Raw genomic sequence first — 22,566 nt, 5'->3', positions numbered from 1 at the left:
TTTGCATCACCTTGAATATGGCGTCCCTACGGGGATTCGAACCCCGGTTACCGCCGTGAAAGGGCGATGTCCTAGGCCTCTAGACGATAGGGACAATTTGAGGCAACTTAGAGTTGGTTGACACCATCTCTCGGTATGGGCGCTATATTAGGGGGATAACGCCCATCCGTCAACTAAAAAATCAATTAAGCTTCATCAACTGCATCATTTTTCGGCAGTTTTAGGCTTTCATTGAGTTTTTCCCATGCTTTTGTTTCTTTTTTACTCGGACCGCCCACAATTTCAAGCGCATGACGTAAGCGAGCAAAGGTTAAATCAGGACCAATGGTTACCATCGATTGCATAACCGGTGTCGAAGATGTTGAACCTGCAATAGCAATAAAGAAGGTTGGCATGAAGTCACGAAGTTTAATATCCATTTGGTTCGCCAAATCCATAAGCGTTTGGCTGACAGTGTCATTGTTCCAAGTGAACATGCTTTCTAGACGCCAAATGGCAAATTGAAGGCTTTGACGAACTTGTTCTTCAGTCAATTTTTTGCTTTCAAACTGTTCTTTGCTGAGTGTTGGGAATTGGTTGAAATAAAAACCTGCCCAATTCACTGCTTCAGACAATAAATTAATACGCGGTTGAATCGCAGCCGCAATTTCTTCCAAAGTGTTACGATCAGATTTCCAAGCCAGTAGGGTGTCGAGCAATTGACTCGGTGTTAAACCTTTAATCCATTGACCATTTAACCAGTTCAGCTTTTCAACATCAAAGATCGGACCACCAAGTGATACACGTTGAATGTCAAAGTGTTCAATCATCTCAGCCAAAGTGAATTTTTCACTTTCATCTGGCATTGACCAGCCCATACGGCCTAAGTAGTTCAATAATGCTTCTGGTAAAACGCCGATGTCTTTGTAGTAGTTAATTGATGTTGGGTTTTTACGTTTAGACAGTTTTGATTTATCTGGGTTACGTAACAGCGGCATGTGGCAAAGCACCGGCATGTCCCAACCAAAATATTTGTACAATAATTGGTGTTTAGGCGCAGATGGAATCCATTCTTCACCACGAATCACGTGAGTGATTTCCATTAAATGGTCATCAACCACATTTGCCAAGTGATACGTCGGTAAACCATCGGTTTTCAGAAGAATTTGCATATCGACTTGCGCCCAAGGAATTTCGACTTCACCACGTAGTAAGTCGTTAAATTTACAAATCCCTTCTTCAGGTACTTTCATACGAATGACATGCGGTTCACCAGCGGCCAAACGCTGTGCCACTTCTTCTGCAGTGTGTTTTAAGCCACGACCGTCATAACGCGGTGATTCACCACGTGCTTGTTGTTCCGCACGCATTTGATCGAGTTCTTCTGCTGTTGCAAAGCAGTAGAATGCATGGCCTTTTTCAACCAGTTCCAAAGCATATTGTTTATAAATGTCCATACGCTCAGATTGGCGGTATGGTGCATGAGGACCACCCACATCTGGACCTTCTGACCAGTTCAAACCTAACCAACGCAATGAATCTAAAATCATTTTTTCAGATTCTGGCGTAGAGCGCAGTTGGTCTGTATCTTCAATGCGAAGAATAAATTCACCGCCATGTTGCTTCGCAAAACATAAGTTAAACAATGCAATATAAGCAGTCCCAACATGCGGGAAACCAGTAGGAGAAGGTGCGATACGAGTACGAACAGTCATAATCAGCTTTTAATCAGAATGTAAATTGGGATCTATTATAACGAAAAAGCCTGATCACTTAATGCTTAATTCAACATTGAATGATCAGGCTTTTTTTAGTATTTTTTAGACGACAGTAGGGGAACTCGTCTAAAACAATAGCTTGGACAGCATCAGTATGCTGATGTCGTTATGAGTTGCTACCAGAAAAAATGGCTTGAACAAAACGAGAAAAACTTTGGTTTTGTGATGCAAAGAAACTTTGAGTCGGTGCAGCTTTAATAGACGTAAGTACTTTTAAATTATCGTCTGTACGGCCTTTACCTTCAGATTTTTGCTGATTAATCGCTTTTTCGATCAATGAGGTACGTTCAGCAGGCATCGTAAGTTTATTATTCGATGCGGTGCTGGTTGCAGCACAAAAACCAGTCTGTGCAGTCACGCTTAAACTTAAGCCTAGGCATAATGCGTATGAAAATTTCATGTCCAAATCTCCCCCTAGTTTTGGTGATGGAACTTTTTATTTGCAAAATAGTTTTAATATTTAGACTACGATTTAACCATCTTTCGTAATTAAAAAGTAGAACTACGTCACAATTTTTACAAAAAAACTAAAAAAGTCTGTACTAGGATTACCTAAATAGACTGTTTTCTCCAGATTTTCGGATGTTTTAGCAAACAACTATGAAGATAGCATGGAGATCGCTTCTGATTGTTGCTGTATTAGCAGAATTAAAGCTTTAAATACGTTATTTTTAGATATCTTTAAAACAGAAATAGATTTGAATTTATATTATAGATAGCTGATTGTTAAAGTTATTTTTGATTTATATAGTGCTCTCAAGATCAATTTGAGTTTGAGCAGATGAAAAAAATAATAGCGTCGGGTATTTTCGCTTTATTGGGTGGGGTAGCAGTACAGGTATATGCCGCAAAAGATTTCTTAAATGTCTCATATGATCCAACACGTGAGTTTTATCAGGAATATAACCAAGAATTTGGACAATATTGGAAAAAACGTACAGGACAAGAGATTAATTTTAAACAATCACATGGTGGTTCTGGCAAACAAGCTCGTGCAGTAGCAACGGGTTTACAAGCGGATGTAGTCACTTTGGCATTGGCCAATGATATTGATGAAATTGTGGCGACTGGGCAAATCAATAAAAACTGGCAAAAACAATTTCCACATAATTCTGCACCGTATACCTCAACCATCGTATTTTTGGTGCGCAAAGGTAACCCGAAAAAAATTAAAGATTGGAATGACCTGACCAAACCGGGCGTTGAAATTATTACACCAAATCCAAAAACAGGCGGCGCACCGCGTTGGATCTATTTATCAGCTTGGGGATATGCATTAAAACAGCCGGGTGGAAATGAGGCCAAAGCCAAAGAATTGGTAAAAAAACTCTATAGCAATGTCAAAGTTTTAGATTCAGGCGCGCGTGGTTCACTCACGACCTTTGCTGAGCGTGGCATTGGAGATGTCTTACTGTCTTGGGAAAATGAGGCACTGTTGGCGACTCAGGGCCTAGGCAAAGATAAATATGACATTATTTATCCGTCTATTTCGATTTTAGCCGAACCTTCAGTGGCAGTAGTGGATAAAACCGTCGATAAAAATGGTAATCGAAATTTGGCGAAGGGTTATTTGAACTATCTATATTCACCTAAGGGCCAAGAGCTAGCAGGCAAATATTTCTTCCGCCCTCGCGATGCAAAAGCCACTGCAAAGTACGCTGCTCAATTCCCGAAAGTTCAAACTTTTACCATTGATAAAGTGTTTGGCGGTTGGGCTAAAGCGCAAAAAACACATTTTGTGAATGGTGCGATTTTCGATCAAATTTATAGTGAAAAGAATAAAGAGTAAAACGATCCACCATAATGGGCGTTGTAAAAACGGATAATCTGGATTATCCGTTTTTCGCATATGTAATGCATAAAAATCTATATATAGGGAATAAGTAGATTGTATTTGTGTATTTTAATATGAAAAACAAACAATTAAATTCGCTGCGTTAGCTGTATCCAGCAAAGGGTCTAAACTTGCTGCAATTGCGATTTATGACTTTATTTCATATATTTAGCAGTATTGAATATAACTTTATGCTGGCTGTTATGAAAACTCAATTTAAGGCGTGGCTCAGTGCTGCGTTGCTTGCCACAGGTGTTGCTTTCTCAGCGTCTGCTCAGGCCGCTGATCGTGAATTTTTAAACGTTTCTTATGATGCAACGCGTGAATTTTATGACGAATTTAATAAGTCATTTGGCGCATATTGGAAAGAGCGTACGGGTAAAACGGTCGCATTTAAACAATCACACGGTGGTTCAGGTAAACAAGCCCGTTCTGTGGTTGACGGTTTAAAAGGTGATGTCGTGACTTTGGCATTGGCCAATGACATCGAAGAAATTGTGAAGTCTGGACAGATTCAGCCGGGCTGGCAAAAAGAGTTTCCACATAACTCAGCGCCATATACGTCAACGATTGTCTTCATGGTGCGTAAGGGCAACCCGAAACATATTAAAGATTGGTCTGATTTAACCAAACCGGGCGTACAAATTATTACCCCGAACCCGAAAACAGGCGGTCTCCCACGTTGGGTTTACTTGTCAGCTTGGGGTTATGCTTTGAAACAGCCGGGTGGTAATGAAGCGAAAGCCAAAGATTTCGTGGGTAAAATGTACCATAACGTAAAAGTGATGGACTCTGCGGCACGTGCATCGATGACTACATTTGCAGAACGTGGTATTGGTGATGTGTTATTGACTTGGGAAAACGAAGCTTTAGTTACTCAAAAAACTTTGGGTAAAAATAAATTTGATATCGTGTATCCATCGATGTCGATTTTGACTGAGCCTTCAGTGGCGATCGTGGACAAAACTGTCGAAAAAAATGGTAATAAATGGTTAGCTCAAGGCTATATCAATTATCTTTATTCTCCATTAGGTCAAGAGATGGCTGCTCGTCATTTCTATCGTCCACGTAATGCAGCAGTTTTAGCAAAATATAAAACTCAGTTCCCACCTTTAAAAACTTTTACTATTGATGAAGTCTTTGGTGGCTGGGCAAAAGCACAACAAACACATTTTGTGAATGGTGCGATCTTCGATCAGATCTACAATAACAAGCGTTAATACATCGAAATCTATGATTTGCGATGTACAAAGACCTCCTTCGGGAGGTTTTTTAATGGATGCCAAAAAATAAAAACGGTTTTCTCTATGGAAAGTAATATTTCTGTACAAAAAGACGTTTGGAGCTTTGCTAAAACAAGGTAATAATGTGCAGTTACATTTTTAGCTGTGTTGAACGAACCCTTATGTCGCATATTTCTGTATTACTTCATGAAACTGTTGATGCTTTACTGGCAGATCGCAATACAGGAATTTTCGTAGATGGCACATTTGGGCGTGGTGGTCATACGCGTTTATTACTGTCTAAATTAGATGAAAACGCACGTGTTTATGCCTTTGATAAAGACCCGCAAGCGTTGGCTGTTGCAGCAGAATTAGAACAAGAAGATGCGCGTTTTAAAATCATTCACGCTAGTTTTGCCGATTTAAAAGAGGAACTGCGTAGTCGTGGTATCGATTTGGTCGACGGTATTATGGCGGATTTAGGGGTGTCATCTCCGCAGCTAGACCAAGCAGAGCGTGGCTTTAGCTTTATGAAAGATGGCCCACTCGATATGCGTATGGACAATTCACAAGGTCCAACAGCCGCAGAGTGGTTGGTTGATATTGAAGAAGAAGATTTGGCCAATATTATTTTTAAATATGGTGAAGAGCGTTATAGCCGCCGTATTGCTAAAGCGATTAAAGCGGCAGGGTATATTGAAACCACAGCTCAATTGGCTGAAATCGTGAAAGTTGCCCACCCGAAATGGGAAAAAAATAAACATGCAGCGACACGAACTTTCCAAGCAATTCGTATTGCTATTAACAAAGAACTCGACGATATTGATATCTTCTTACCTCAAGCGGTGGAGATGCTGAAACCTGAAGGCACTCTGGCAGTGATCAGTTTCCACTCTTTAGAGGATCGTTTAATTAAACAATTTATTCAAAAAGAATCTACACTTGCAGAAGACACAGGCTGGGGTTTACCACAAAAACGCGAAGATACCCGCCGCTTAAAAAAAGTGTCACGAATTAAAGCAAGTGAAGAAGAAGTTAAAGCCAATCCACGATCTCGTAGTGCTTGGCTTCGTGTGGCAGAGCGTTTAGCTTAAAAGGCAAAGAATGAAAACCGAAGCAATCGAAAAAAACTCTGATCAATCGCAGTCAAAGAAAATCATTACATACGGCATTTTATTGCTCTTGGTTTTTGTGAGTGCGATTATGGTGGTGTTTCAAGTCTTTGAATATCGACAAGATTATCGTCAATTGAGTACCTATATGCGTGAAAGGGATGACCTCAACGCAGAATGGGGACGTTTGCTGATCGAACAACAAACTTTTGGTGCAACAGCCCAAATTGGGACACGTGCAGTTACCCAATTACGGATGTATTCGCCTCCTATTGCACAAACCGTTGTTATTTCATTGCCACAAACTCCAGAACAGAAAAAATAGGCTGCCGGTCACATGGTTGAAAAGAGAAACAAACAAACTCCGCGTAAAAAACAGCAGTCTGTTACTGGTCGTACAGCCATTTCGGTGGAGATGTGGCGCTATCACTTGATGTGGGCGGTGGTTTTACTGTGCTTTATTGCATTGGTCGGGCGGGCTTTTTATGTACAAATCATCAATAAAGACTTTTTACAAAATAAAGCCAATGCCAAAATTTTAAGAACTGAAACCTTAAAAGCCATGCGCGGTGTAATCTATGACCGTCACGGCGTTCCTTTAGCCATTAGTACTCCGATCATGAAAATCGTGATCGATCCACGTGATTATTTTGACAATAAAAAACTCTTTGAAGAAATTACGGTGGAATTGGCTAAAGATCCAAACAACCGTAAGTTAAAACGTCAATTACCAGATAAAAATCTGAATTTAGATGAACTCGCTGATGCTGTAGGGATGGATCGTGCTGAACTGAGACGCAAAATGAATGAGCGTCCACGTTCACGTTATTTAGTTTTAAAGAAAGAAGTGCCACCACAACAAGCTGAATTGATCATGAAACGTGACTTTCAGGGGGTATATACCGAGAAAAACTATAAGCGCTACTATCCACAGCCTCAGCCAAACTCACAAATTATTGGTTTAACCAATAGTGAGGGTATGGGCATCGAAGGTTTAGAGATGCAATTGAATGAACGTCTTGCAGGCGTAGATGGTGCGCAGCAAATTGTCCGAGATAAAAAAGGCAACCGCGTTAAAGACCCTGAGATCGTGAAAGAGGTTGAGTCGGGTGAAAATATCACGCTGAGTATTGATTCACGTTTGCAATACATTATGTATCGTGAGTTGACTGCAGCTGGCGTAGCCAATAACGCACGTTCTGCCACAGCGATTGCTGTCGATGTCAAAACGGGTGAAATTTTAGCGATGACCTCTTGGCCGTCGTACAACCCGAATGATAAAAAAGGTGTCTTAAATAAAGATGCCATGCGTAACCGTGGTGCGATTGACTCCTTTGAGCCAGGTTCAACCATGAAGCCAATGACCGTGGCAATGGCATTGGAAAGCGGTAAATACACGGCAAATACGGTGGTAAATACTACACCGGGTTCTATGCGTGTAGGGAATCATACTATCCGAGATACGCATAACTACGGCCCTCTGACTTTGGGCGGCATTATTCAAAAATCGTCTAACGTCGGTGTGGCAAAAATCGCTTTATCTCTCCCTTATGAAACATTACCAACGTTCTATCAACGTCTTGGCTTTGGTCAACGTTCAGCGGTGAAATTCCCCGGTGAAAGTGCTGGTCTGATTTTGCCGAAGAGTAAATGGAATGTGTCTGAAGTAGCGACCATGGCTTATGGTTATGGTTTGAACGCTACAGTACTCCAACTGGCTGATGCTTATGCCATGATTGCCAATAAGGGCGTCAAAATGCCACTGAGCTTGTACAAGCTTGAGGAAAAGCCGAAAGGTGAGCAGATGGTTGACCCTAAAATTGCTGATCAAGTACTTTTAATGATGGAAGCAGTGACCTTGCCGGGTGGTACGGCACGTCAAGCCAATATTCCGGGTTATCGCGTGGCGGGTAAAACTGGTACAGCACATAAATTACGTGCAGACCGTAAAGGCTATTCGACTTCAGAATATCGAGCACTCTTTGCCGGTGTTGCACCAGTGAGTGATCCACGTTTGGCCATGATTGTTGTAGTGGAAAACCCGACAGGTCAGTATTACGGTGGTCTGGTGGCTGCACCAGTTTTCGCTCGTGTAATGCAAGAGTCTTTACGTTTAATGAACGTACCATTAGATAAACCTTTAGACACTCCTAAGATCCAGTAATAGGTGATGAATGAAAATTACGTTTCAAGATCTATACACCGTTGAACAGCCCGCTGAATGGATGTCGCAATCCTTTCAGGGCTTCAATCTGGATAGTCGCAAAGTTACAGCAGGGCAAATATTTATTGCCCTGACTTCGTTTTCGCAACCTGAAAAAACAGCACAATTTGCACGTACAGCGTTAGAGAATGGCGCGTTGGCTGTCATTTCAGAAACTGATTTGGGCTTGGATCAAAGTGTTGTGATTGCGGATGTGCGTCAATTGATGGGGCAGTGGCAAAAGCAATATTTACAGACGACTCAACCGGTTCAAGCTGCACGAATTTTGGCAGTGACGGGTACCAATGGTAAAACCACGATCTCTCGTTTAATCGCTGAATTACTCATGTTGCAAGGCAAAAAATGTGCAGTGATGGGAACCACTGGTAACGGAATTTTACCGAATTTAGAAGCCTCTTCTCACACCACTTTAGATGCGTTACATATGCAAAATGCATTGCATGCCTATGCGCTTGAGGGTGCAGAGTTTGCTGCCATTGAGGCAAGTTCGCATGGCTTAGAACAAGGTCGATTAAATGGCTGTGCAATTGAAATTGCCGCTTATAGCAATTTAAGTCGTGACCATTTGGATTATCATAAAACCCTTGAAGCCTATGCTGAAGCGAAATCACGTTTGTTTCAGTTTCCATCGCTCAAAGTTGCAGTCATCAATCTCGATGATGAACATGCAGAAGTGATGCTGAATGCCGCACGCCAAAACCCGGCTCAGCCTAAAATTTTGACTTATTCAACGCGTCAGGCTGCGGATTATCAAGTGACGGATATTCAATACAGCTTAACGGGCGCACAATTTAAATTGCGTACTGCTCAAGCTGAATTTGTGGTGCAAAGTCCATTATTGGGACACTTCAATATTGAAAATATTGTGGCGAGCTTAATTTCAGCGGAGCAAGCGGGTTTTGACTTATCTGCCTTGATCGCAACTGCGCCCAAGTTAAAAGGTGCACCGGGTCGTATGCAAGTGATCCGTGATGATGAACGCCTGTTTGTGGTGGATTATGCACATACACCAGATGCTTTAGTTCAAGTGCTACAGACTTTAAAACGTCATGTATCGCAACAGCTATGGGCGGTGTTTGGCTGTGGTGGTGATCGTGACCGTGGTAAGCGTCCATTGATGACACAAGCGGCATTAAACCATGCAGATATTGCGTTGATTACCTCGGATAATCCACGTACTGAAAACCCAGAACAAATTTTTGCAGATATGAAGGCTGGTATTGATTTTACTGGAAAAACTGTCCATGAAATCCATGACCGCCGTGAAGCGATTAAATTCGCAGTCAACCATGCGCAAGCGGGTGATATTGTGGTGATTGCTGGTAAAGGCCATGAAAACTATCAAGAAATTGATGGTGTTCGACATTGGTTTGATGATGTGGTGGAAGTGAAATCAGCGATTGATTCCCAGCATCACAACACTGACTCGGCTTATCCAGCGCAATAGGAAACAGATATGCATACTTCAACGACCAGTACGGTTCCGTTAGAACCATGGACTGCCGAACAGTTGGTTCAAGCGACACAAGGTCACTGGCATAACAATCAAGCGCCGACAGGTTCTGTAAAACGAATTTTGACCGACTCACGTCATGCAGAGCAAGGTGACGCTTTTCTTGCCCTGAAAGGTGAACGCTTTGATGCGCATGACTTCCTTGCTCAAGTGGCTGAAAAGGGTTGTGAAATTGCCATTGTGAGTCATCCGGTCGATGTGGATATTTGTCAGTTGGTGGTTGCAGATACACGTTTGGCGCTTGGACATTTGGGTGCATTTCGTCGTGCCCAAAACCCAGCTTTAAAAGTGATTGCCTTGACAGGAAGCAGTGGTAAAACTACGACCAAAGAGATGCTCGGGAGTATCCTTTCTCGTCTTGCACCAACATTAATTACGCGCGGTAATTTAAATAATGACCTTGGCGTACCGATGATGTTACTTGAGTTGCGTCCAGAACATCAGTATGCCGTGATGGAGCTTGGTGCCAGTCATAAGGGTGAAATTGATTACACCTCAAATTTGGTACAGCCTCAGGTTGCCGGTATTTTAAATATTGGTACTGCTCATATGGGGGAGTTTGGTGGGCGTGATGGCATTTGTCGTGCCAAGTCTGAAATTTATGCACATATAGCGAAAACAGGAACTTCGATTGTGCCTGCGGCAGATGATTTTACAGATGCCATTCGTCAAGCGGTGCAAACTGAGCAAGTAATGAGTTTTGGTCAGGGTGGGGATGTCTTTGCGACTGAGACGGAGCTTCAGGCTCAATCTTCACGTTTTATCTTAAATACGCCACAAGGTGCACGCCCTGTTCAACTGCCATTTGCTGGTGAACATAATGTGCAAAATGCCACTGCAGCCGCAGCTTTCGCATTATCGATTGGTGTGAGTTTAGATGATATCGTTGTGGGGCTTGAACATGCGACAGGTGCCAAAGGCCGTCTAAACTTTATTCAGCATAAAGATTATTTGTTTATTGATGATACTTACAATGCAAATCCAACCTCAATGCGTGCTGCTGCTGATGTACTTGCGCAGCAAGATGGCATCAAAGTGATGGTCATTGGGGATATTGGTGAGTTAGGTTCATCTGCTGCACAGCAGCACTACATGTTGGGACGTGATCTTGTCTCACACTCTGGTCTTCAATTTGTCGTTGCTGTCGGTGAGTTTTCACCTGCTGTGCAAGAAGGCGCGCGCAGTACACAATATGGTAAAAAATTACAGGCCTTTCTTACTCAAGAACAGGCTTTACCGTTATTAATTAGTCTAGTCAAAACACATCAGCCTCAGTCCATGAGTTTCCTGTTTAAAGGTTCTCGTTATACCCACATGGAAACTTTGATGGCTGAATTGATGGAGAAACTTTAATGCTGTTATGGTTATTTGAGCAGCTTGCGGGTTATCACAGCTCGTTTCAGGTTGTTCGTTATTTAACGCTTCGTTCGCTACTCAGTGTCTTAACGGCATTGGCCATTGGTCTGTTGCTTGGACCTGTGATGATTCGCAAATTGCAAGCTCTCAAATATGGTCAGGCAGTCAGTTCATTTGCACCTGAAAATCATGCCAAAAAAATGGGCACACCAACTATGGGTGGTGTGTTGATTTTACTGTCTATTGGTATTTCAACCTTACTTTGGGCCGATCTTTCAAACCCTTATGTATGGATTGTACTTGGGGTGATGGTGATTTTTGGTGCTGTGGGTTGGGCAGATGACTGGATTAAAATCCGTTATAAAGACAATGCAGGTCTGCCTGCGAAGAAGAAATTCTTTTGGACTTCTGTGGCATCTTTAGGTGCTGGTATTGCACTCTATGTGATTGCGACACAGCAAGCAAACCCAGTACATACTTCAAATATGTTGGATCTGCTGATTCCATTCTTTAAAGAAATTAGCATTCCGTTGTCTATTATCCCACTTGGTATCGGCTTTATTGTCTTTACTTATTTGGTGATTAACGGCGCATCCAATGCTGTGAACTTAACCGATGGTTTGGATGGTTTGGCGATTATGCCAATCGTTTTGGTTGCCGCAGGTTTAGGTGTATTTGCTTATCTGGCTGGTGATGTCCGTTTTGCTGATTATTTACATATTCCTTATGTGAAATACGCATCTGAACTTGTCGTGATTTGTGCGGCAATGATCGGTGCTGGCTTGGCATTCTTATGGTTTAATGCGCATCCTGCTCAAGTCTTTATGGGTGATGTCGGTGCCTTATCTCTAGGTGCGATGCTCGGTACGATTGCAGTCATGGTTCGTCAAGAAATCGTTTTTGCCATTATGGGCGGTGTTTTCGTGGTTGAAGCTATTTCTGTCTTCTTGCAAATTGGCTCGCTGCGTATGCGGAATAAGCGCGTATTCTTAATGGCACCGCTGCACCATCATTATGAGAAAAAGGGATGGCGTGAAACGCAGGTGGTGATTCGTTTCTGGATTATTACAATTATGCTGGTAGTTTTAGGTCTAATGACTTTAAAATTACGTTAAGCAAATAAATAAACGAAACCGGCATTTGCTCCCACAGATGCCGGTTTTTTTATTTCAAAAATATAGTGGAGTAAATGATGAACCTGTTGATGTGTCCTGTATGCCGTGAAGCATTAAAACTCACAGAGCGGACATGGCGCTGTGAAAATAATCATAGCTATGATGTTGCAAAACAAGGCTATGTCAATTTACATGTGGTTCAACATAAACACAGTAAAAATCCGGGTGATACGCCTGAATCTATACAGGCGCGTCGTGCGTTTTTGAGTGCAGGTCACTATGCACCTTTGCAACAGGCAGTAGTGGCTTTGATTCAAAAGTTACGTGTTGAAAACTTGTTGGATATTGGCTGTGGTGAAGGCTATTACACCAATGCAATGCAAGCTGAAGTATTACAGTGTGTGGGTGTCGATATTGCTAAAAATGCAGTACAAGTGGCCGCTAAACTGAATAAAGAGGTGACTTGGGTGGTTGGTACAGGGGCGACCTTGCCTGTATTAGACCATTCGATTGACTTGTGTACGAGTTTATTTAGTCCTATTCCAAAAGAAGAAATCCTTCGCGTATTAAAGCCTGAGGGGCACTTGATGGTGGTTACACCTGCACCAGAGCATCTTTATGCAATGCGTGAAGCTTTGTTTGAAGAAGTAAAACCACATGAACCGCATAAATTTGTGGAACAACTGGCGAATGATTTTGAATTGGAAAGTGAACAAGTGGTTCAAGCGAAAATGTCACTTTCTCAGCAGGATCTCAAAAACTTAATTGCAATGACGCCTTATGCATATAAAGTGAAAGCTGAGCGTCGAGAAGCTCTAGAAAAAAATGAACAATTTGAGTTGCAAGCGCAGTATCAAATTTATCTCTTTAAAAAGAAATAATGCATTGGAAGTGATAAAAAAGCCCTCGTTTGAGGGCTTTTTTTATGCAGTATTTACTGAACTTGATCGATGAGATGATCAAGTGCGTCCGTTTTATGCTCTGCACCTTGTGGTTTAGGCTGCATTGGCGGAGGCGCAGTTCGAGTCGGTGCAAGATTGGTTTCAGTAGACCCAGGAAGGTCGTCAAAATCATTTTGCGAAGCCTGAGGCTTCGGTGCAACAGGAGCAGGACGATACAGCGGTTGAGCCATTGGTGGCGTTGCTGCACGATCTTGTTCAGGTTGACCTTGAGTCGCTTTAGCCGAATTACGGTTGATTGGATTCTTGGCATGGGTGTCTAAACGCACCCAAGCTTCAGGTGTGCCTTTAAGTGATTTCGCCATAAAATCTGACCAAATAGGCAATGCTGCAACACCACCATATTCACGGCGACCTAAAGTAGAGGGTTGGTCAAAACCGACCCAAGCCACAGTGACCAATTTTCCATTAAATCCAGCAAACCACGCGTCTTTTGCATCATTGGTTGTACCGGTTTTACCGCCTAAATCACCGCGACCAATTTTTAAAGCCGCTCGACCTGTACCATGTTGGATCACGTCACGCAAGATGTTCGCCATATCAAAGGCCGAACTCGACTTCAAAATTCGCTGAGCTTGCTTATAGTTTGCTGCTTCAGTATCGGAAATTTTCGATTCAGCAGGTTTATTATCCTGATTAGTGACTTCAATCACTTCATCATCCGGCGTGGTCGGATCTGCTGATTCAACTTCGTCTTTTTGATTGATACATTGAATACATGCATATTCAGGATTGGCTTGATAAATGACTTTGCCATAAGCATCTTCAATACGGCTAATAAAGTGCGGTTGAATACGATATCCACCGTTGGCAAATGTCGCATAACCTGTCGCCATTTGAATCGGCAACACCTGTGGGGTACCTAAAGCAATGGTGTAGTTACGTGGAATTTGGTTTTCTTGTAAGCCAAAATCCATAAATAATTGGCGAGTACGTTCAATTCCGACGACTTGTAATAAGCGAACTGAAACTGTGTTACGTGATAAATAGAGGGCACGGCGTAGAGGTATCATCCCTAAATAGCGACCGTCAGAGTTTTTAGGCGTCCACTTGCCAATCGTAATTGGATTGTCATTGACCATGGAATACGGAGTCATGCCACGTTCAAGTGCTAAAGCATAAACAAAGGGTTTAATGGTTGAACCCGGCTGACGCCAGCCTTGTAAGGCACGGTTAAATTTAGATTGATAAAAATTATAACCACCGACAATGGCTTCAATACCACCATTGTTGGGATTAAGGGCAATCAATTGACCTTGTGCTTTGGGAATTTGTACCAAAGCCCATGAGCTTTTATCCGCGTTCGGACGTAGGCGAATAATATCTTTTACTTTTACAATTTGAGAGGCTTTGCTAGGCGCATTGCCTACACTATTGGCATTGCGATAGGGGCGTGCCCAAGATAAACCTGACCATGGAACTGTCACACTACTGCCGTCTTGCATCAACACTACGATACTGGTGTTGTTGACTTTGGTTACTTCGGCAGGATAGGTGTTGGCATATGGAATAAAGTTTTTTAACGGCTCATCATGTGCTTCTGCACCACGCCAACCATGTCGTCTATCGTAAGCTTCGAGACCTTCTTGTACAGCCTGCTCAGCATAGGCTTGGCGTTGGCTGTTGATGGTGGTGTAGACTTTATAGCCTGAATCAGTCGCCTGTTCACCAAACTTTTCGACTAATTCTGAGCGAACCATTTCGCCTACATAGGGAAATTTATTGCTGACCCCACGGTCAGGCATATCGAGATTAATTGGTTCAGCAATCGCTTTTTGATATTCAGATTGATTGATATAACCCAATTGCAACATACGTCCTAAAATCCAATTACGACGCTCTAAAGCACGTTTTGGATTGGCTACAGGATTATATTTTGATGGTGCTTTGGGTAGACCTGAAATCATTGCCATTTGAGCCAAGCTCAAATCTTGCAAGCTCTTGTTATAATAAATTTTTGCAGCTGCAGCGATCCCGTAAGCATTTTTGCCCAAAAAGATTTTGTTGACATACAGCGTTAAAATTTCTTCTTTGCTTAGATTCTGTTCAATTTTTCGAGCAAGGAAAACTTCAGTCAGTTTACGTTTTAAAGTACGTTCTGGAGTCAGATAATAGTTTTTTGCAACCTGCATGGTAATGGTTGAACCACCGGTTTGCACATCTGAACCCGTAATACTTTCACTGACAGCACGTCCCAATCCTTTGAAACTAATTCCGCTGTGCTCAAAAAACGAAGAATCTTCCGCAGCTAAAAAGCCATGAATGAAATGAGACGGGATTTGGTCGTACTCTACAGGGACCGAAAGTTTGCCACCATATTCTGCAATCAGCTCATTATCAGCACTATAAACCTGTAATGGTTTTAATAATGGAGCCTTTTTTAAGATGGACATTTCAGGCAAAGACGGGGCAATATAGAGATACATGCCATAGAAACCCATTGGAATTGCGACCAAAATAATAATAATGGCCAAAAAAAATGGATGAACAAGGCCTGAACAAGATAGCTTTTTCATAACAAGTAAGTTTTAATAAGAGCTAATGGCAAACTAATTGGTGGTCAGTATATCCTTTCGATATACGGATTGTTAGATGAGTTATTGTATCTGTATAAAATTATAGACCAATGCTAATTAGTGGGTTAATTTTTTTGGGGATAAAAAAATAATAGGAATTATATTGTGCTCAGGTTATATCGTAAGCCAAATAAGGGGTTAATAGGAGTAGATATTAGTTCGACTTCTGTTAAGGTTTTGGAACTTTCTGTAAAGAGTGGGCGGTATTGGGTAGAAAGCTATGCTTTGGTGCCATTACCAGAAGGAAGTGTTGTTGAAAAGAACATATTGAATCCGGAAGCTGTCGGTGACTGTTTAGAGCGCGCAATTAATTTGGCCAATACGCAGACCACTAATGCAGCTTTGGCGGTTCCAACGTCGATGGTGATTACAAAAATCATCGAAATGGACGCAGATATGAACGATGATGAACGTGAAATTCAGATTCGTGATGATGCTGAGCAATATATTCCGTTCCCACTTGATGAAGCGAGCCTTGATTTTGAGGTCTTGCCAGATCGTCTGTCCAACCCAAATCGTGTCAATGTTTTGCTTGTCGCTACGCGTATTGAAAATGTTGAAGCGCGTGCGGAAGTCATTCAGCTTGCTGGTCTTACACCAAAAATTGGTGATGTAGAAAGCTTTGCAATTGAAAATGCATTTAAAGTTTTCTCAGATACTTTGCCAATGGGTGTAAATACCGTGGGTATTTTAGATATTGGTCATAGTATGACGACCTTATCTGTTATGCAGAATAACAAAGTGATTTATACCCGTGAGCAAGTGTTTGGTGGCAAACAATTGACACAGGAAATTCAAAATCGCTATGCATTGTCTTTCGAAGAAGCGGGTCGTGCGAAAAAAACACGTGCCTTGCCAGATGACTATGATGTTGAAGTCTTAGAACCCTTCTTAGAAGCTGTCGTTCAACAAGCAGCGCGTTCTTTACAGTTCTTTTTCTCATCTTCACAGTTCAACGAAATTGACCATATTTTATTGGCAGGGGGGAATGCCAATATTCCGGGACTTGCAAAATTACTTCAACAAAAATTGGGTTACCGCGTCACGATTGCCAATCCATTCTTACAAATGGGTTTTTCACCTCAAATTGATATTAAAAAAATTGAAAATGATGCCTCATCACTCATGGTGGCATGCGGTCTAGCATTGAGGAGTTTTGATTAATGGCAAAAATTAACTTGCTCCCTTGGCGTGATGAGCTAAGAGAGAAACGAAAAAAAGAATTTATTGCACTTTGTATTGGGGCTTTCTTAATTGGGGTAATTGGGGTTGGTTTAACATGGTTGTACTTTGATCACAAATTAAAAGATCAAGAACAAGCGAACCAATTGATTATCAGTCATAACCAAAATTTAGATGTTCAATTAAAGTCTTTAGATGGTTTACAAGAGCAGCGTAATGCCATTATTGAACGCATGAAGTTGATTCAAGGCTTACAAGGTCAACGTCCAATCGCCGTACATCTTGTAGATGAATTGGTTCGTGTAACACCTGCCAATATGTACATCACAAAATTTGAGCGTAATGGCGACAAATTTATGATCGAAGGGCGTGCGGAAAGTCCAAATACTGTTGCAGATTTACTGCGTAATTTGGAAGCATCACCTTGGTATCGTAATGCCTTCATGAGCTCATTCCTTGTGGCGGAAGAGAAAAAAGACAAAGCGCCGACGTCAGTGGTTCCTCGCGTAGAAGAATCTTATGGTGCATTTACTGTGACTGCTGATTTGGAGCAAATTGCGCAGCCGACCATTAATGATCCAGCAGCAAATGCAGGACAGTTAGCTTCATCGGCGCAAACATCTGACGCACAAACTGCAGCAACACCAACTCCGGAGGCTGCAAAATGAGTCGTGATGAATTTGAACAATTGAATCAAGATGCTGTGGTCATTCCGAAAAAGAAAATGACTTTTGATAAGTTTGTACAGCAGTTCAATACGCTAGATCCGAATAACTATGGTAGTTGGCCAATTTCAGTCAAAATTACCTGCTGGATTTTTATCATTATCCTTGTGGCAATTTTGGGCTATTTCTTGGCGATTAAAGGCAAGATTGAAGCTATTTCAAGTGCCAAAGCACAAGAACAAAATTTGTTAAATGAGTTTCGTGAAAAAGATTCAAAACTACGTAATTTGCAACAATATCAATTGCAGTTGCAGGATATGGAAGCACGTTTTAATCAACAGTTAGAACAATTGCCGAAAGAAACTGAAATTCCAGGTTTGGTTGAAGATATCAACTTAACAGGCGTGAATTCTGGATTGAAATTTAAAATTATTCGTCTTGAGCCTGAAGTGAAGCAAGAATTCTTTACGGAACAACCAATTCGTATTGAAGCAACAGGTGATTACCACGCCTTTGGTTCATTTGTAAGTGGTATTGCGGGGCTTTCACGGATTGTGACTTTGCATAATTTAAAGATTACAGCAACTGAAAATAAAGAAAAGAACTCAGATATTCCAAAAATTGACTATGTGATTTCTGCAAAAACATATCGTTATGAAGGAAATACTGAAGGTGCTGCGAAAGCTGTAGATTCAGCAAGCACACAGGAGGCTCCAAAATGAAAATGAATAAATTGGCACTTTCTGTGATGGTTGGATTTGTATTGGCTGGTTGTGAATCACGTATTGATGTGGTCAATCAAGAGATGGCAAATATACGCAATCAAGCTCCACTAGCGATTGAACCTGCGCCAGATTTTGTACCTGTCGAAACTTTTAATTATGCGGCGCATTCTTTAAAAAGTCCGTTCTTGCCAAGTTCCTTGGCAGCAGAACTTAAAATCATGGCAGGTAAGCGTGTTTATCCAAACTTGAGCCGTCAGCCTCAACCTTTGGAGAGTTATGCACTTGAAACCCTGAATATGAAGGGTAGTATGCGTAACCAATCTGGGCAAATATTAGCCTTGATTCAGACACCTGATGGTGAAGTTGAGCGTATTCAACGTGGAAGTTATATGGGGCTCAATCATGGTCGAGTGGTAAATATTACCCCGACTCAAATTGATTTGATTGAGATTATTCCGGATGGGCGAGAAGGATATGTAGAGCGTCCTAGAAGTCTCATATTAATTGGACCAGCACCTTAAGCTTAAAGGAATAAAAATGAAGAATAGTGTACAAGATTTTATTTTTGGGGATGGCAATACAATGAATCATGTGTTTCGTCAGTTTTCGATGGGGGCTGTTGCAATGGCGATGATGCAAGTTGCCAATGCTCAGGTGAGTGTAACCAATGTGGTACCAATGCAAATTCCAGGTCAAGGGACTGAAATTCGCGTGATGTTTAATGGCTTGCCGCCACAACCACAAGCTTATCAACTCGATCAACCATCACGACTAGTTTTAGACTTTGATAAAGCACAGCAAAATTTAAAACAAAGTTCAATTCCTGTTGCAACGGCTGAAGCGAGCACTGTGGATGTGAGTTCGGATGCACAACGTGCGCGCTTAACTGTGAATTTAGCCAATGCTGGTGCTTTTACCACGCGTGTTGAAGGTAATACCTTTATTTTAAAAATCAACTCTGCACAAGCTGCAAAATATGTACAGCCTGTAGCACAACGTCAGCAACAGGGCATCTCAAATATTGGTTTCCACCGTGGTTCTAATGGTGAAGGTCAAGTTGTTGTTGATTTACTGGGTGGAAATACTCCCGTTGATGTTCAACAGCAAGGCAGTAAAGTGGTGATCCGTACTTTAGGCAATAAAGTACCTGCACATTTGACTCGCCGTTTAAATGTCAATGATTTTGCAACACCTGTTGCAACGGTGGATGCACATAATGATGGCGGTAATGGTGTGATTACCATTCAGTCGACGGGCAGCTATGAATATATGGCGTACCAAACTGATAATAAATTAACGGTAAGTTTGAAACGTCCGGAAGATAAGAATCCATTACGTCCTAAAGCTGCCAATCATTATACCGGTAAGAAGATTTCATTAGACTTCCAAGATATTGAAGTACGTCGTGTGCTGCAACTTTTGGCTGATTTCACTGAAATCAATATGGTTGCTGCTGATACGGTTCAAGGAAATATTACACTTCGCTTAAAAGATGTGCCTTGGGATCAAGCGCTAGATATCGTGTTGAAAACCAAGAATTTAGATAAACGTCGTAATGGTAATGTGATTTGGATCGCACCTGTATCTGAGTTGATTAAAGCGGAAGATGATGAAGCAAAAGCACTTGCACAGCGAATAAAATTAGCGCCGATTCAAACTGAATATATTCAGCTGAGCTATGCGAAATCTTCAGATATTTTAAAATTATTAGAAGATTCCCGAGATGGAAAAGGAGCCGAGTCGAATGGCACAGCAGGAGGTACATCACTTGCATTAGAAAGTATGCTGAGCCCAAGAGGTAGTGTAGTTTCTGATAACCGGACCAATACACTTATTGTTAATGATACATCTGAGAATATTGATAAAGTTCGTAAGATGATTGATCTATTAGATGTTGCTGTCAAACAAGTCATGGTTGAAACAAGAATTGTGACCGCTCAAACAGAATTTTCGAGAGAACTCGGTGTTAACTGGGGTATACAGCGTAATAATCCGAGTTTAAGTGGTGGTGCTAATGGATCAAATGTTTGGGGTGGAGATTATTCTCCAAAGTTAGATTTAGCGGTAGATTTAGGGACGGCATCAGCAGGAAATTTTAGTTTTGGGTTGCTTAAAATTTCAGACTTTATGCTTGATCTACAACTTACAGCTTTACAATCGGATGGTCACGGTGAAGTTTTAGCAGCACCAAAAGTTTTAACGGGTGATAAGCAAAAAGCAACAATCTTAAGAGGCGATCAAATTCCGTATCAAAGTTGGAGTGCTGAAGGTGGTACGACAACTAGTTTTGTTGATGCAAACTTGAAACTGGAAGTGACCCCAAGTATTACGCCAGATGGGAGGGTACAGATGGATTTAAAAGTTAACAAGGATACTGTTGGTCGATTAACCGCGGCTGGTTATTTAATTAATACCAATAAACTTGAGACTAATGTTTTAGTCGGTGATGGTGAAACAGTGGTCCTAGGTGGTATTTTTGATGACATTCAACAAAATCAATATACCAAAGTACCTTTTTTGGGGGATTTGCCGGTTTTCGGAAACTTATTTAAAAATAATGTGAAAACTAGCGCACAGACAGAGCTCCTGATTTTTGTTACTCCGCGAATTGTTAATGACAGTGTTACCAGAAATCATTAATATATTTTCAATTTAACAAAAGAAATAGGTGACTCCTTGCCAAGCAAAGAGTTTGAAACCCTACCAAATATCTATTTGGTAGGGCCAATGGGGGCAGGAAAAACAACCGTAGGGCGACATTTAGCAGAATTGTTAGGACGTGAATTTCTAGACAGTGATCATGAAATTGAACGTAAAACAGGTGCGACCATTCCTTGGATTTTTGAAAAGGAAGGGGAAAAAGGCTTTAGAAGTCGTGAAACGAATGTCATTGATGAGTTAACTGCAAAGAAACAACTGGTCTTAGCGACTGGCGGTGGTGCTGTGACTCAGCCCCCAAATCGTGAATTTTTAAAACAACGTGGTATTGTTGTTTATCTATATACTCCGGTGGAAATTCAGTTACAACGAACCTACCGCGACAAAAATCGCCCACTTCTTCAAGTGGAAAATCCAGAGCAAAAGCTACGAGATTTATTGGCTGCCCGTGATCCGCTTTATCGTGAAGTCGCGCACTATATTATTGAAACCAATCAAGGTGCTGCGAGAGATCTTGCGCAAAAAATTTTTAATTTAATTGTTTCACAAAATATATCTCGTTAGAAAAAGGTTAAATTCATGCAAACCTTACATGTTGAACTCGGTGATCGTCGCTACCCTATTTTTATTGGGAGTGACCTTAATCCACAAACTTTACTTGAGCCTTATATTCAGGGTAAACAAGTAATGATTGTCTCTAATACCACAGTTGCCCCGCTCTATTTAAAACATTATGTAGAAGCAATTGGGGCATTAGGGAAAACCGTTGCAACATGTATTTTGCCTGATGGTGAAAAGTATAAAAATTTAGAGCATTTGAATTTAATTTTTGATGCCTTGCTCGAAGCAGGCTTTAACCGCGATTGTACGGTTTTGGCATTAGGTGGGGGTGTCATTGGGGATATGACCGGTTTTGCTTCTGCATGCTATCAACGTGGTGTGTATTTTATTCAAGTGCCGACGACTTTGCTTTCTCAAGTGGATTCAAGTGTCGGTGGAAAAACTGGGATAAACCATCCACTGGGTAAAAACATGATTGGCGCTTTCCAGCAACCCCAAGTGGTCCTTGCGGATATGGCGCAATTAAAAACTTTGCCGGCGCGTGAACTTTCTGCAGGTTTGGCCGAAGTGATCAAATATGCATTGTTAGGTGATGTTGAATTCTTAGCTTGGCTTGAACAGCATATGGATGCTTTAGTTGCAGGTGATGCAACCTTGTTGGCTGAAGCGGTTTATCGTTCATGTGCTCATAAAGCGCGTATTGTGGCCAATGACGAAAAAGAACAAGGCGAACGTGCGTTATTAAACCTGGGTCATACCTTTGGTCATGCGATTGAATCGTACTTGGGATATGGTGAATGGTTACATGGTGAAGCCGTTGCAACAGGGATGGTAATGGCTGCAGATTTGTCCCAGCGTATGGGTTGGATCACTGCTGAAGATTTAGAACGTACAAAAAAAATCATTTTACGTGCACAATTACCGATAGTTTGCCCTAAAATTCCGCTAGAGGATTTTTTGGCGTATATGTCTCATGATAAAAAAGTATTGAATGGGCAATTACGACTTATTTTACTGAAATCATTAGGTCAGGCCATCATCACCAAAGAGTTTGATGTTGAGTTAATGAAACAGGCAATTTTGGCAAATCAGGCAGAGTAGGTACA

The 22,566-nt window shown here is 41.5% G+C and carries 19 protein-coding genes and 1 tRNA gene; 16 read left to right on the top strand and 4 right to left on the bottom strand.

Features of this window, described 5'->3' with window-relative positions; genetic code table 11:
* Positions 1–18: 18 nt before the first annotated feature.
* The 3 genes from FTU06_RS05845 to FTU06_RS05835 all read right to left on the bottom strand — a co-directional run bounded on the left by FTU06_RS05845 (position 19) and on the right by FTU06_RS05835 (position 2,157).
* Positions 19–94: transfer RNA gene (locus tag FTU06_RS05845), tRNA-Glu, on the bottom strand.
* A 91-nt stretch (positions 95–185) separates the two neighbouring features.
* Positions 186–1,694, bottom strand: coding sequence for a glutamate--tRNA ligase (gene gltX, locus FTU06_RS05840; RefSeq protein ID WP_180145491.1), 1,509 nt, complete (start codon positions 1,692–1,694; stop codon positions 186–188).
* Positions 1,695–1,863: 169 nt separating this feature from the next.
* On the bottom strand, positions 1,864–2,157 hold the full coding sequence (locus FTU06_RS05835; protein WP_078192541.1) for a hypothetical protein: 294 nt from the start codon (positions 2,155–2,157) through the stop codon (positions 1,864–1,866).
* Positions 2,158–2,538: 381 nt separating this feature from the next.
* Here FTU06_RS05835 and FTU06_RS05830 point away from each other — a divergent pair, with 381 nt between their 5' ends.
* The 9 genes from FTU06_RS05830 (at position 2,539) to FTU06_RS05790 (ending at position 13,015) form a co-directional block, all read left to right on the top strand.
* The gene (locus FTU06_RS05830) at positions 2,539–3,546 is read left to right on the top strand and encodes a sulfate ABC transporter substrate-binding protein (RefSeq protein ID WP_180049163.1); all 1,008 of its coding nucleotides are present in this window, start codon (positions 2,539–2,541) and stop codon (positions 3,544–3,546) included.
* Positions 3,547–3,794: 248 nt separating this feature from the next.
* Positions 3,795–4,811, top strand: coding sequence for a sulfate ABC transporter substrate-binding protein (locus FTU06_RS05825; protein WP_180077121.1), 1,017 nt, complete (start codon positions 3,795–3,797; stop codon positions 4,809–4,811).
* Positions 4,812–4,996: 185 nt separating this feature from the next.
* Positions 4,997–5,908 carry a 16S rRNA (cytosine(1402)-N(4))-methyltransferase RsmH gene (gene rsmH / locus FTU06_RS05820; RefSeq protein ID WP_180011304.1) on the top strand — a complete coding sequence of 304 codons (912 nt, stop codon included), beginning with the start codon at positions 4,997–4,999 and terminating at the stop codon, positions 5,906–5,908.
* Positions 5,909–5,918: 10 nt separating this feature from the next.
* Entirely contained in the window at positions 5,919–6,251 is a 333-nt protein-coding gene (gene ftsL, locus FTU06_RS05815; RefSeq protein WP_078189390.1) for a cell division protein FtsL, read from the top strand.
* Positions 6,252–6,263: 12 nt separating this feature from the next.
* A complete protein-coding gene (gene ftsI, locus FTU06_RS05810) occupies positions 6,264–8,090 on the top strand; it encodes a penicillin-binding protein PBP3 (RefSeq protein WP_180026113.1) in 1,827 nt (608 codons plus the stop codon).
* 10 nt (positions 8,091–8,100) lie between these two features.
* Positions 8,101–9,597, top strand: coding sequence for a UDP-N-acetylmuramoyl-L-alanyl-D-glutamate--2,6-diaminopimelate ligase (locus FTU06_RS05805; protein ID WP_180026112.1), 1,497 nt, complete (start codon positions 8,101–8,103; stop codon positions 9,595–9,597).
* 9 nt (positions 9,598–9,606) lie between these two features.
* Entirely contained in the window at positions 9,607–11,016 is a 1,410-nt protein-coding gene (gene murF / locus FTU06_RS05800) for a UDP-N-acetylmuramoyl-tripeptide--D-alanyl-D-alanine ligase (RefSeq protein WP_078192536.1), read from the top strand.
* On the top strand, positions 11,016–12,134 hold the full coding sequence (gene mraY / locus FTU06_RS05795) for a phospho-N-acetylmuramoyl-pentapeptide-transferase (RefSeq protein WP_078189386.1): 1,119 nt from the start codon (positions 11,016–11,018) through the stop codon (positions 12,132–12,134). The genes murF and mraY overlap by 1 nt, the downstream gene beginning before the upstream one ends.
* Before the next feature lie 77 nt (positions 12,135–12,211).
* Positions 12,212–13,015: a putative RNA methyltransferase gene (locus tag FTU06_RS05790; protein WP_180145579.1), complete on the top strand. Its 804-nt coding sequence runs from the start codon at positions 12,212–12,214 to the stop codon at positions 13,013–13,015.
* A 53-nt stretch (positions 13,016–13,068) separates the two neighbouring features.
* Here the strand turns inward: FTU06_RS05790 and ponA are convergent, their stop codons facing one another.
* Complete coding sequence (gene ponA / locus FTU06_RS05785; RefSeq protein ID WP_180073458.1) at positions 13,069–15,609, bottom strand: penicillin-binding protein PBP1a; 2,541 nt, start codon at positions 15,607–15,609, stop codon at positions 13,069–13,071.
* Positions 15,610–15,774: 165 nt separating this feature from the next.
* On the opposite strand from ponA, the gene FTU06_RS05780 reads away from it, so the two are divergent.
* Genes FTU06_RS05780 through aroB form a run of 7 tightly spaced genes read left to right on the top strand, consistent with a single transcriptional unit; the run spans position 15,775 to position 22,561 of the window.
* Positions 15,775–16,833 carry a pilus assembly protein PilM gene (locus FTU06_RS05780; RefSeq protein WP_078189383.1) on the top strand — a complete coding sequence of 353 codons (1,059 nt, stop codon included), beginning with the start codon at positions 15,775–15,777 and terminating at the stop codon, positions 16,831–16,833.
* The gene (locus FTU06_RS05775; RefSeq protein WP_180093087.1) at positions 16,833–17,519 is read left to right on the top strand and encodes a PilN domain-containing protein; all 687 of its coding nucleotides are present in this window, start codon (positions 16,833–16,835) and stop codon (positions 17,517–17,519) included. Before FTU06_RS05780 ends, FTU06_RS05775 begins: the two co-directional genes overlap by 1 nt.
* Positions 17,516–18,238 (top strand): type 4a pilus biogenesis protein PilO, encoded by a 723-nt coding sequence (locus FTU06_RS05770; protein ID WP_180145489.1) that lies wholly within the window; start codon positions 17,516–17,518, stop codon positions 18,236–18,238. Before FTU06_RS05775 ends, FTU06_RS05770 begins: the two co-directional genes overlap by 4 nt.
* The gene (locus FTU06_RS05765) at positions 18,235–18,762 is read left to right on the top strand and encodes a pilus assembly protein PilP (protein WP_078192530.1); all 528 of its coding nucleotides are present in this window, start codon (positions 18,235–18,237) and stop codon (positions 18,760–18,762) included. Before FTU06_RS05770 ends, FTU06_RS05765 begins: the two co-directional genes overlap by 4 nt.
* A 16-nt stretch (positions 18,763–18,778) precedes the next feature.
* Entirely contained in the window at positions 18,779–20,881 is a 2,103-nt protein-coding gene (pilQ, locus tag FTU06_RS05760) for a type IV pilus secretin PilQ (protein WP_180004792.1), read from the top strand.
* A 36-nt stretch (positions 20,882–20,917) separates the two neighbouring features.
* Positions 20,918–21,463, top strand: coding sequence for a shikimate kinase AroK (gene aroK, locus FTU06_RS16810; protein ID WP_078189378.1), 546 nt, complete (start codon positions 20,918–20,920; stop codon positions 21,461–21,463).
* Positions 21,464–21,478: 15 nt separating this feature from the next.
* Positions 21,479–22,561 carry a 3-dehydroquinate synthase gene (gene aroB, locus FTU06_RS05750; protein WP_180077111.1) on the top strand — a complete coding sequence of 361 codons (1,083 nt, stop codon included), beginning with the start codon at positions 21,479–21,481 and terminating at the stop codon, positions 22,559–22,561.
* Positions 22,562–22,566 lie beyond the last annotated feature (5 nt).

This window comes from Acinetobacter sp. YH12052, from assembly GCF_013419835.1.
In the GTDB taxonomy this organism is placed as follows: domain Bacteria; phylum Pseudomonadota; class Gammaproteobacteria; order Pseudomonadales; family Moraxellaceae; genus Acinetobacter; species Acinetobacter amyesii.
The sequence above is the reverse complement of the archived record's forward strand: the minus strand, read 5'-3'. Positions and strand labels throughout refer to the sequence as shown.

Excerpts from the sequence above, each read along its gene's own strand:
- gltX (WP_180145491.1), bottom strand. The coding sequence starts at position 1,694 with ATGACTGTTCGTACTCGTATCGCACCTTCTCCTACTGGTTTCCCGCAT.
- FTU06_RS05835 (WP_078192541.1), bottom strand. The coding sequence starts at position 2,157 with ATGAAATTTTCATACGCATTATGCCTAGGCTTAAGTTTAAGCGTGACT.
- FTU06_RS05830 (WP_180049163.1), top strand. The coding sequence starts at position 2,539 with ATGAAAAAAATAATAGCGTCGGGTATTTTCGCTTTATTGGGTGGGGTA.
- FTU06_RS05825 (WP_180077121.1), top strand. The coding sequence starts at position 3,795 with ATGAAAACTCAATTTAAGGCGTGGCTCAGTGCTGCGTTGCTTGCCACA.
- rsmH (WP_180011304.1), top strand. The coding sequence starts at position 4,997 with ATGTCGCATATTTCTGTATTACTTCATGAAACTGTTGATGCTTTACTG.
- ftsL (WP_078189390.1), top strand. The coding sequence starts at position 5,919 with ATGAAAACCGAAGCAATCGAAAAAAACTCTGATCAATCGCAGTCAAAG.
- ftsI (WP_180026113.1), top strand. The coding sequence starts at position 6,264 with ATGGTTGAAAAGAGAAACAAACAAACTCCGCGTAAAAAACAGCAGTCT.
- FTU06_RS05805 (WP_180026112.1), top strand. The coding sequence starts at position 8,101 with ATGAAAATTACGTTTCAAGATCTATACACCGTTGAACAGCCCGCTGAA.
- murF (WP_078192536.1), top strand. The coding sequence starts at position 9,607 with ATGCATACTTCAACGACCAGTACGGTTCCGTTAGAACCATGGACTGCC.
- mraY (WP_078189386.1), top strand. The coding sequence starts at position 11,016 with ATGCTGTTATGGTTATTTGAGCAGCTTGCGGGTTATCACAGCTCGTTT.
- FTU06_RS05790 (WP_180145579.1), top strand. The coding sequence starts at position 12,212 with ATGAACCTGTTGATGTGTCCTGTATGCCGTGAAGCATTAAAACTCACA.
- ponA (WP_180073458.1), bottom strand. The coding sequence starts at position 15,609 with ATGAAAAAGCTATCTTGTTCAGGCCTTGTTCATCCATTTTTTTTGGCC.
- FTU06_RS05775 (WP_180093087.1), top strand. The coding sequence starts at position 16,833 with ATGGCAAAAATTAACTTGCTCCCTTGGCGTGATGAGCTAAGAGAGAAA.
- FTU06_RS05770 (WP_180145489.1), top strand. The coding sequence starts at position 17,516 with ATGAGTCGTGATGAATTTGAACAATTGAATCAAGATGCTGTGGTCATT.
- FTU06_RS05765 (WP_078192530.1), top strand. The coding sequence starts at position 18,235 with ATGAAAATGAATAAATTGGCACTTTCTGTGATGGTTGGATTTGTATTG.
- pilQ (WP_180004792.1), top strand. The coding sequence starts at position 18,779 with ATGAAGAATAGTGTACAAGATTTTATTTTTGGGGATGGCAATACAATG.
- aroB (WP_180077111.1), top strand. The coding sequence starts at position 21,479 with ATGCAAACCTTACATGTTGAACTCGGTGATCGTCGCTACCCTATTTTT.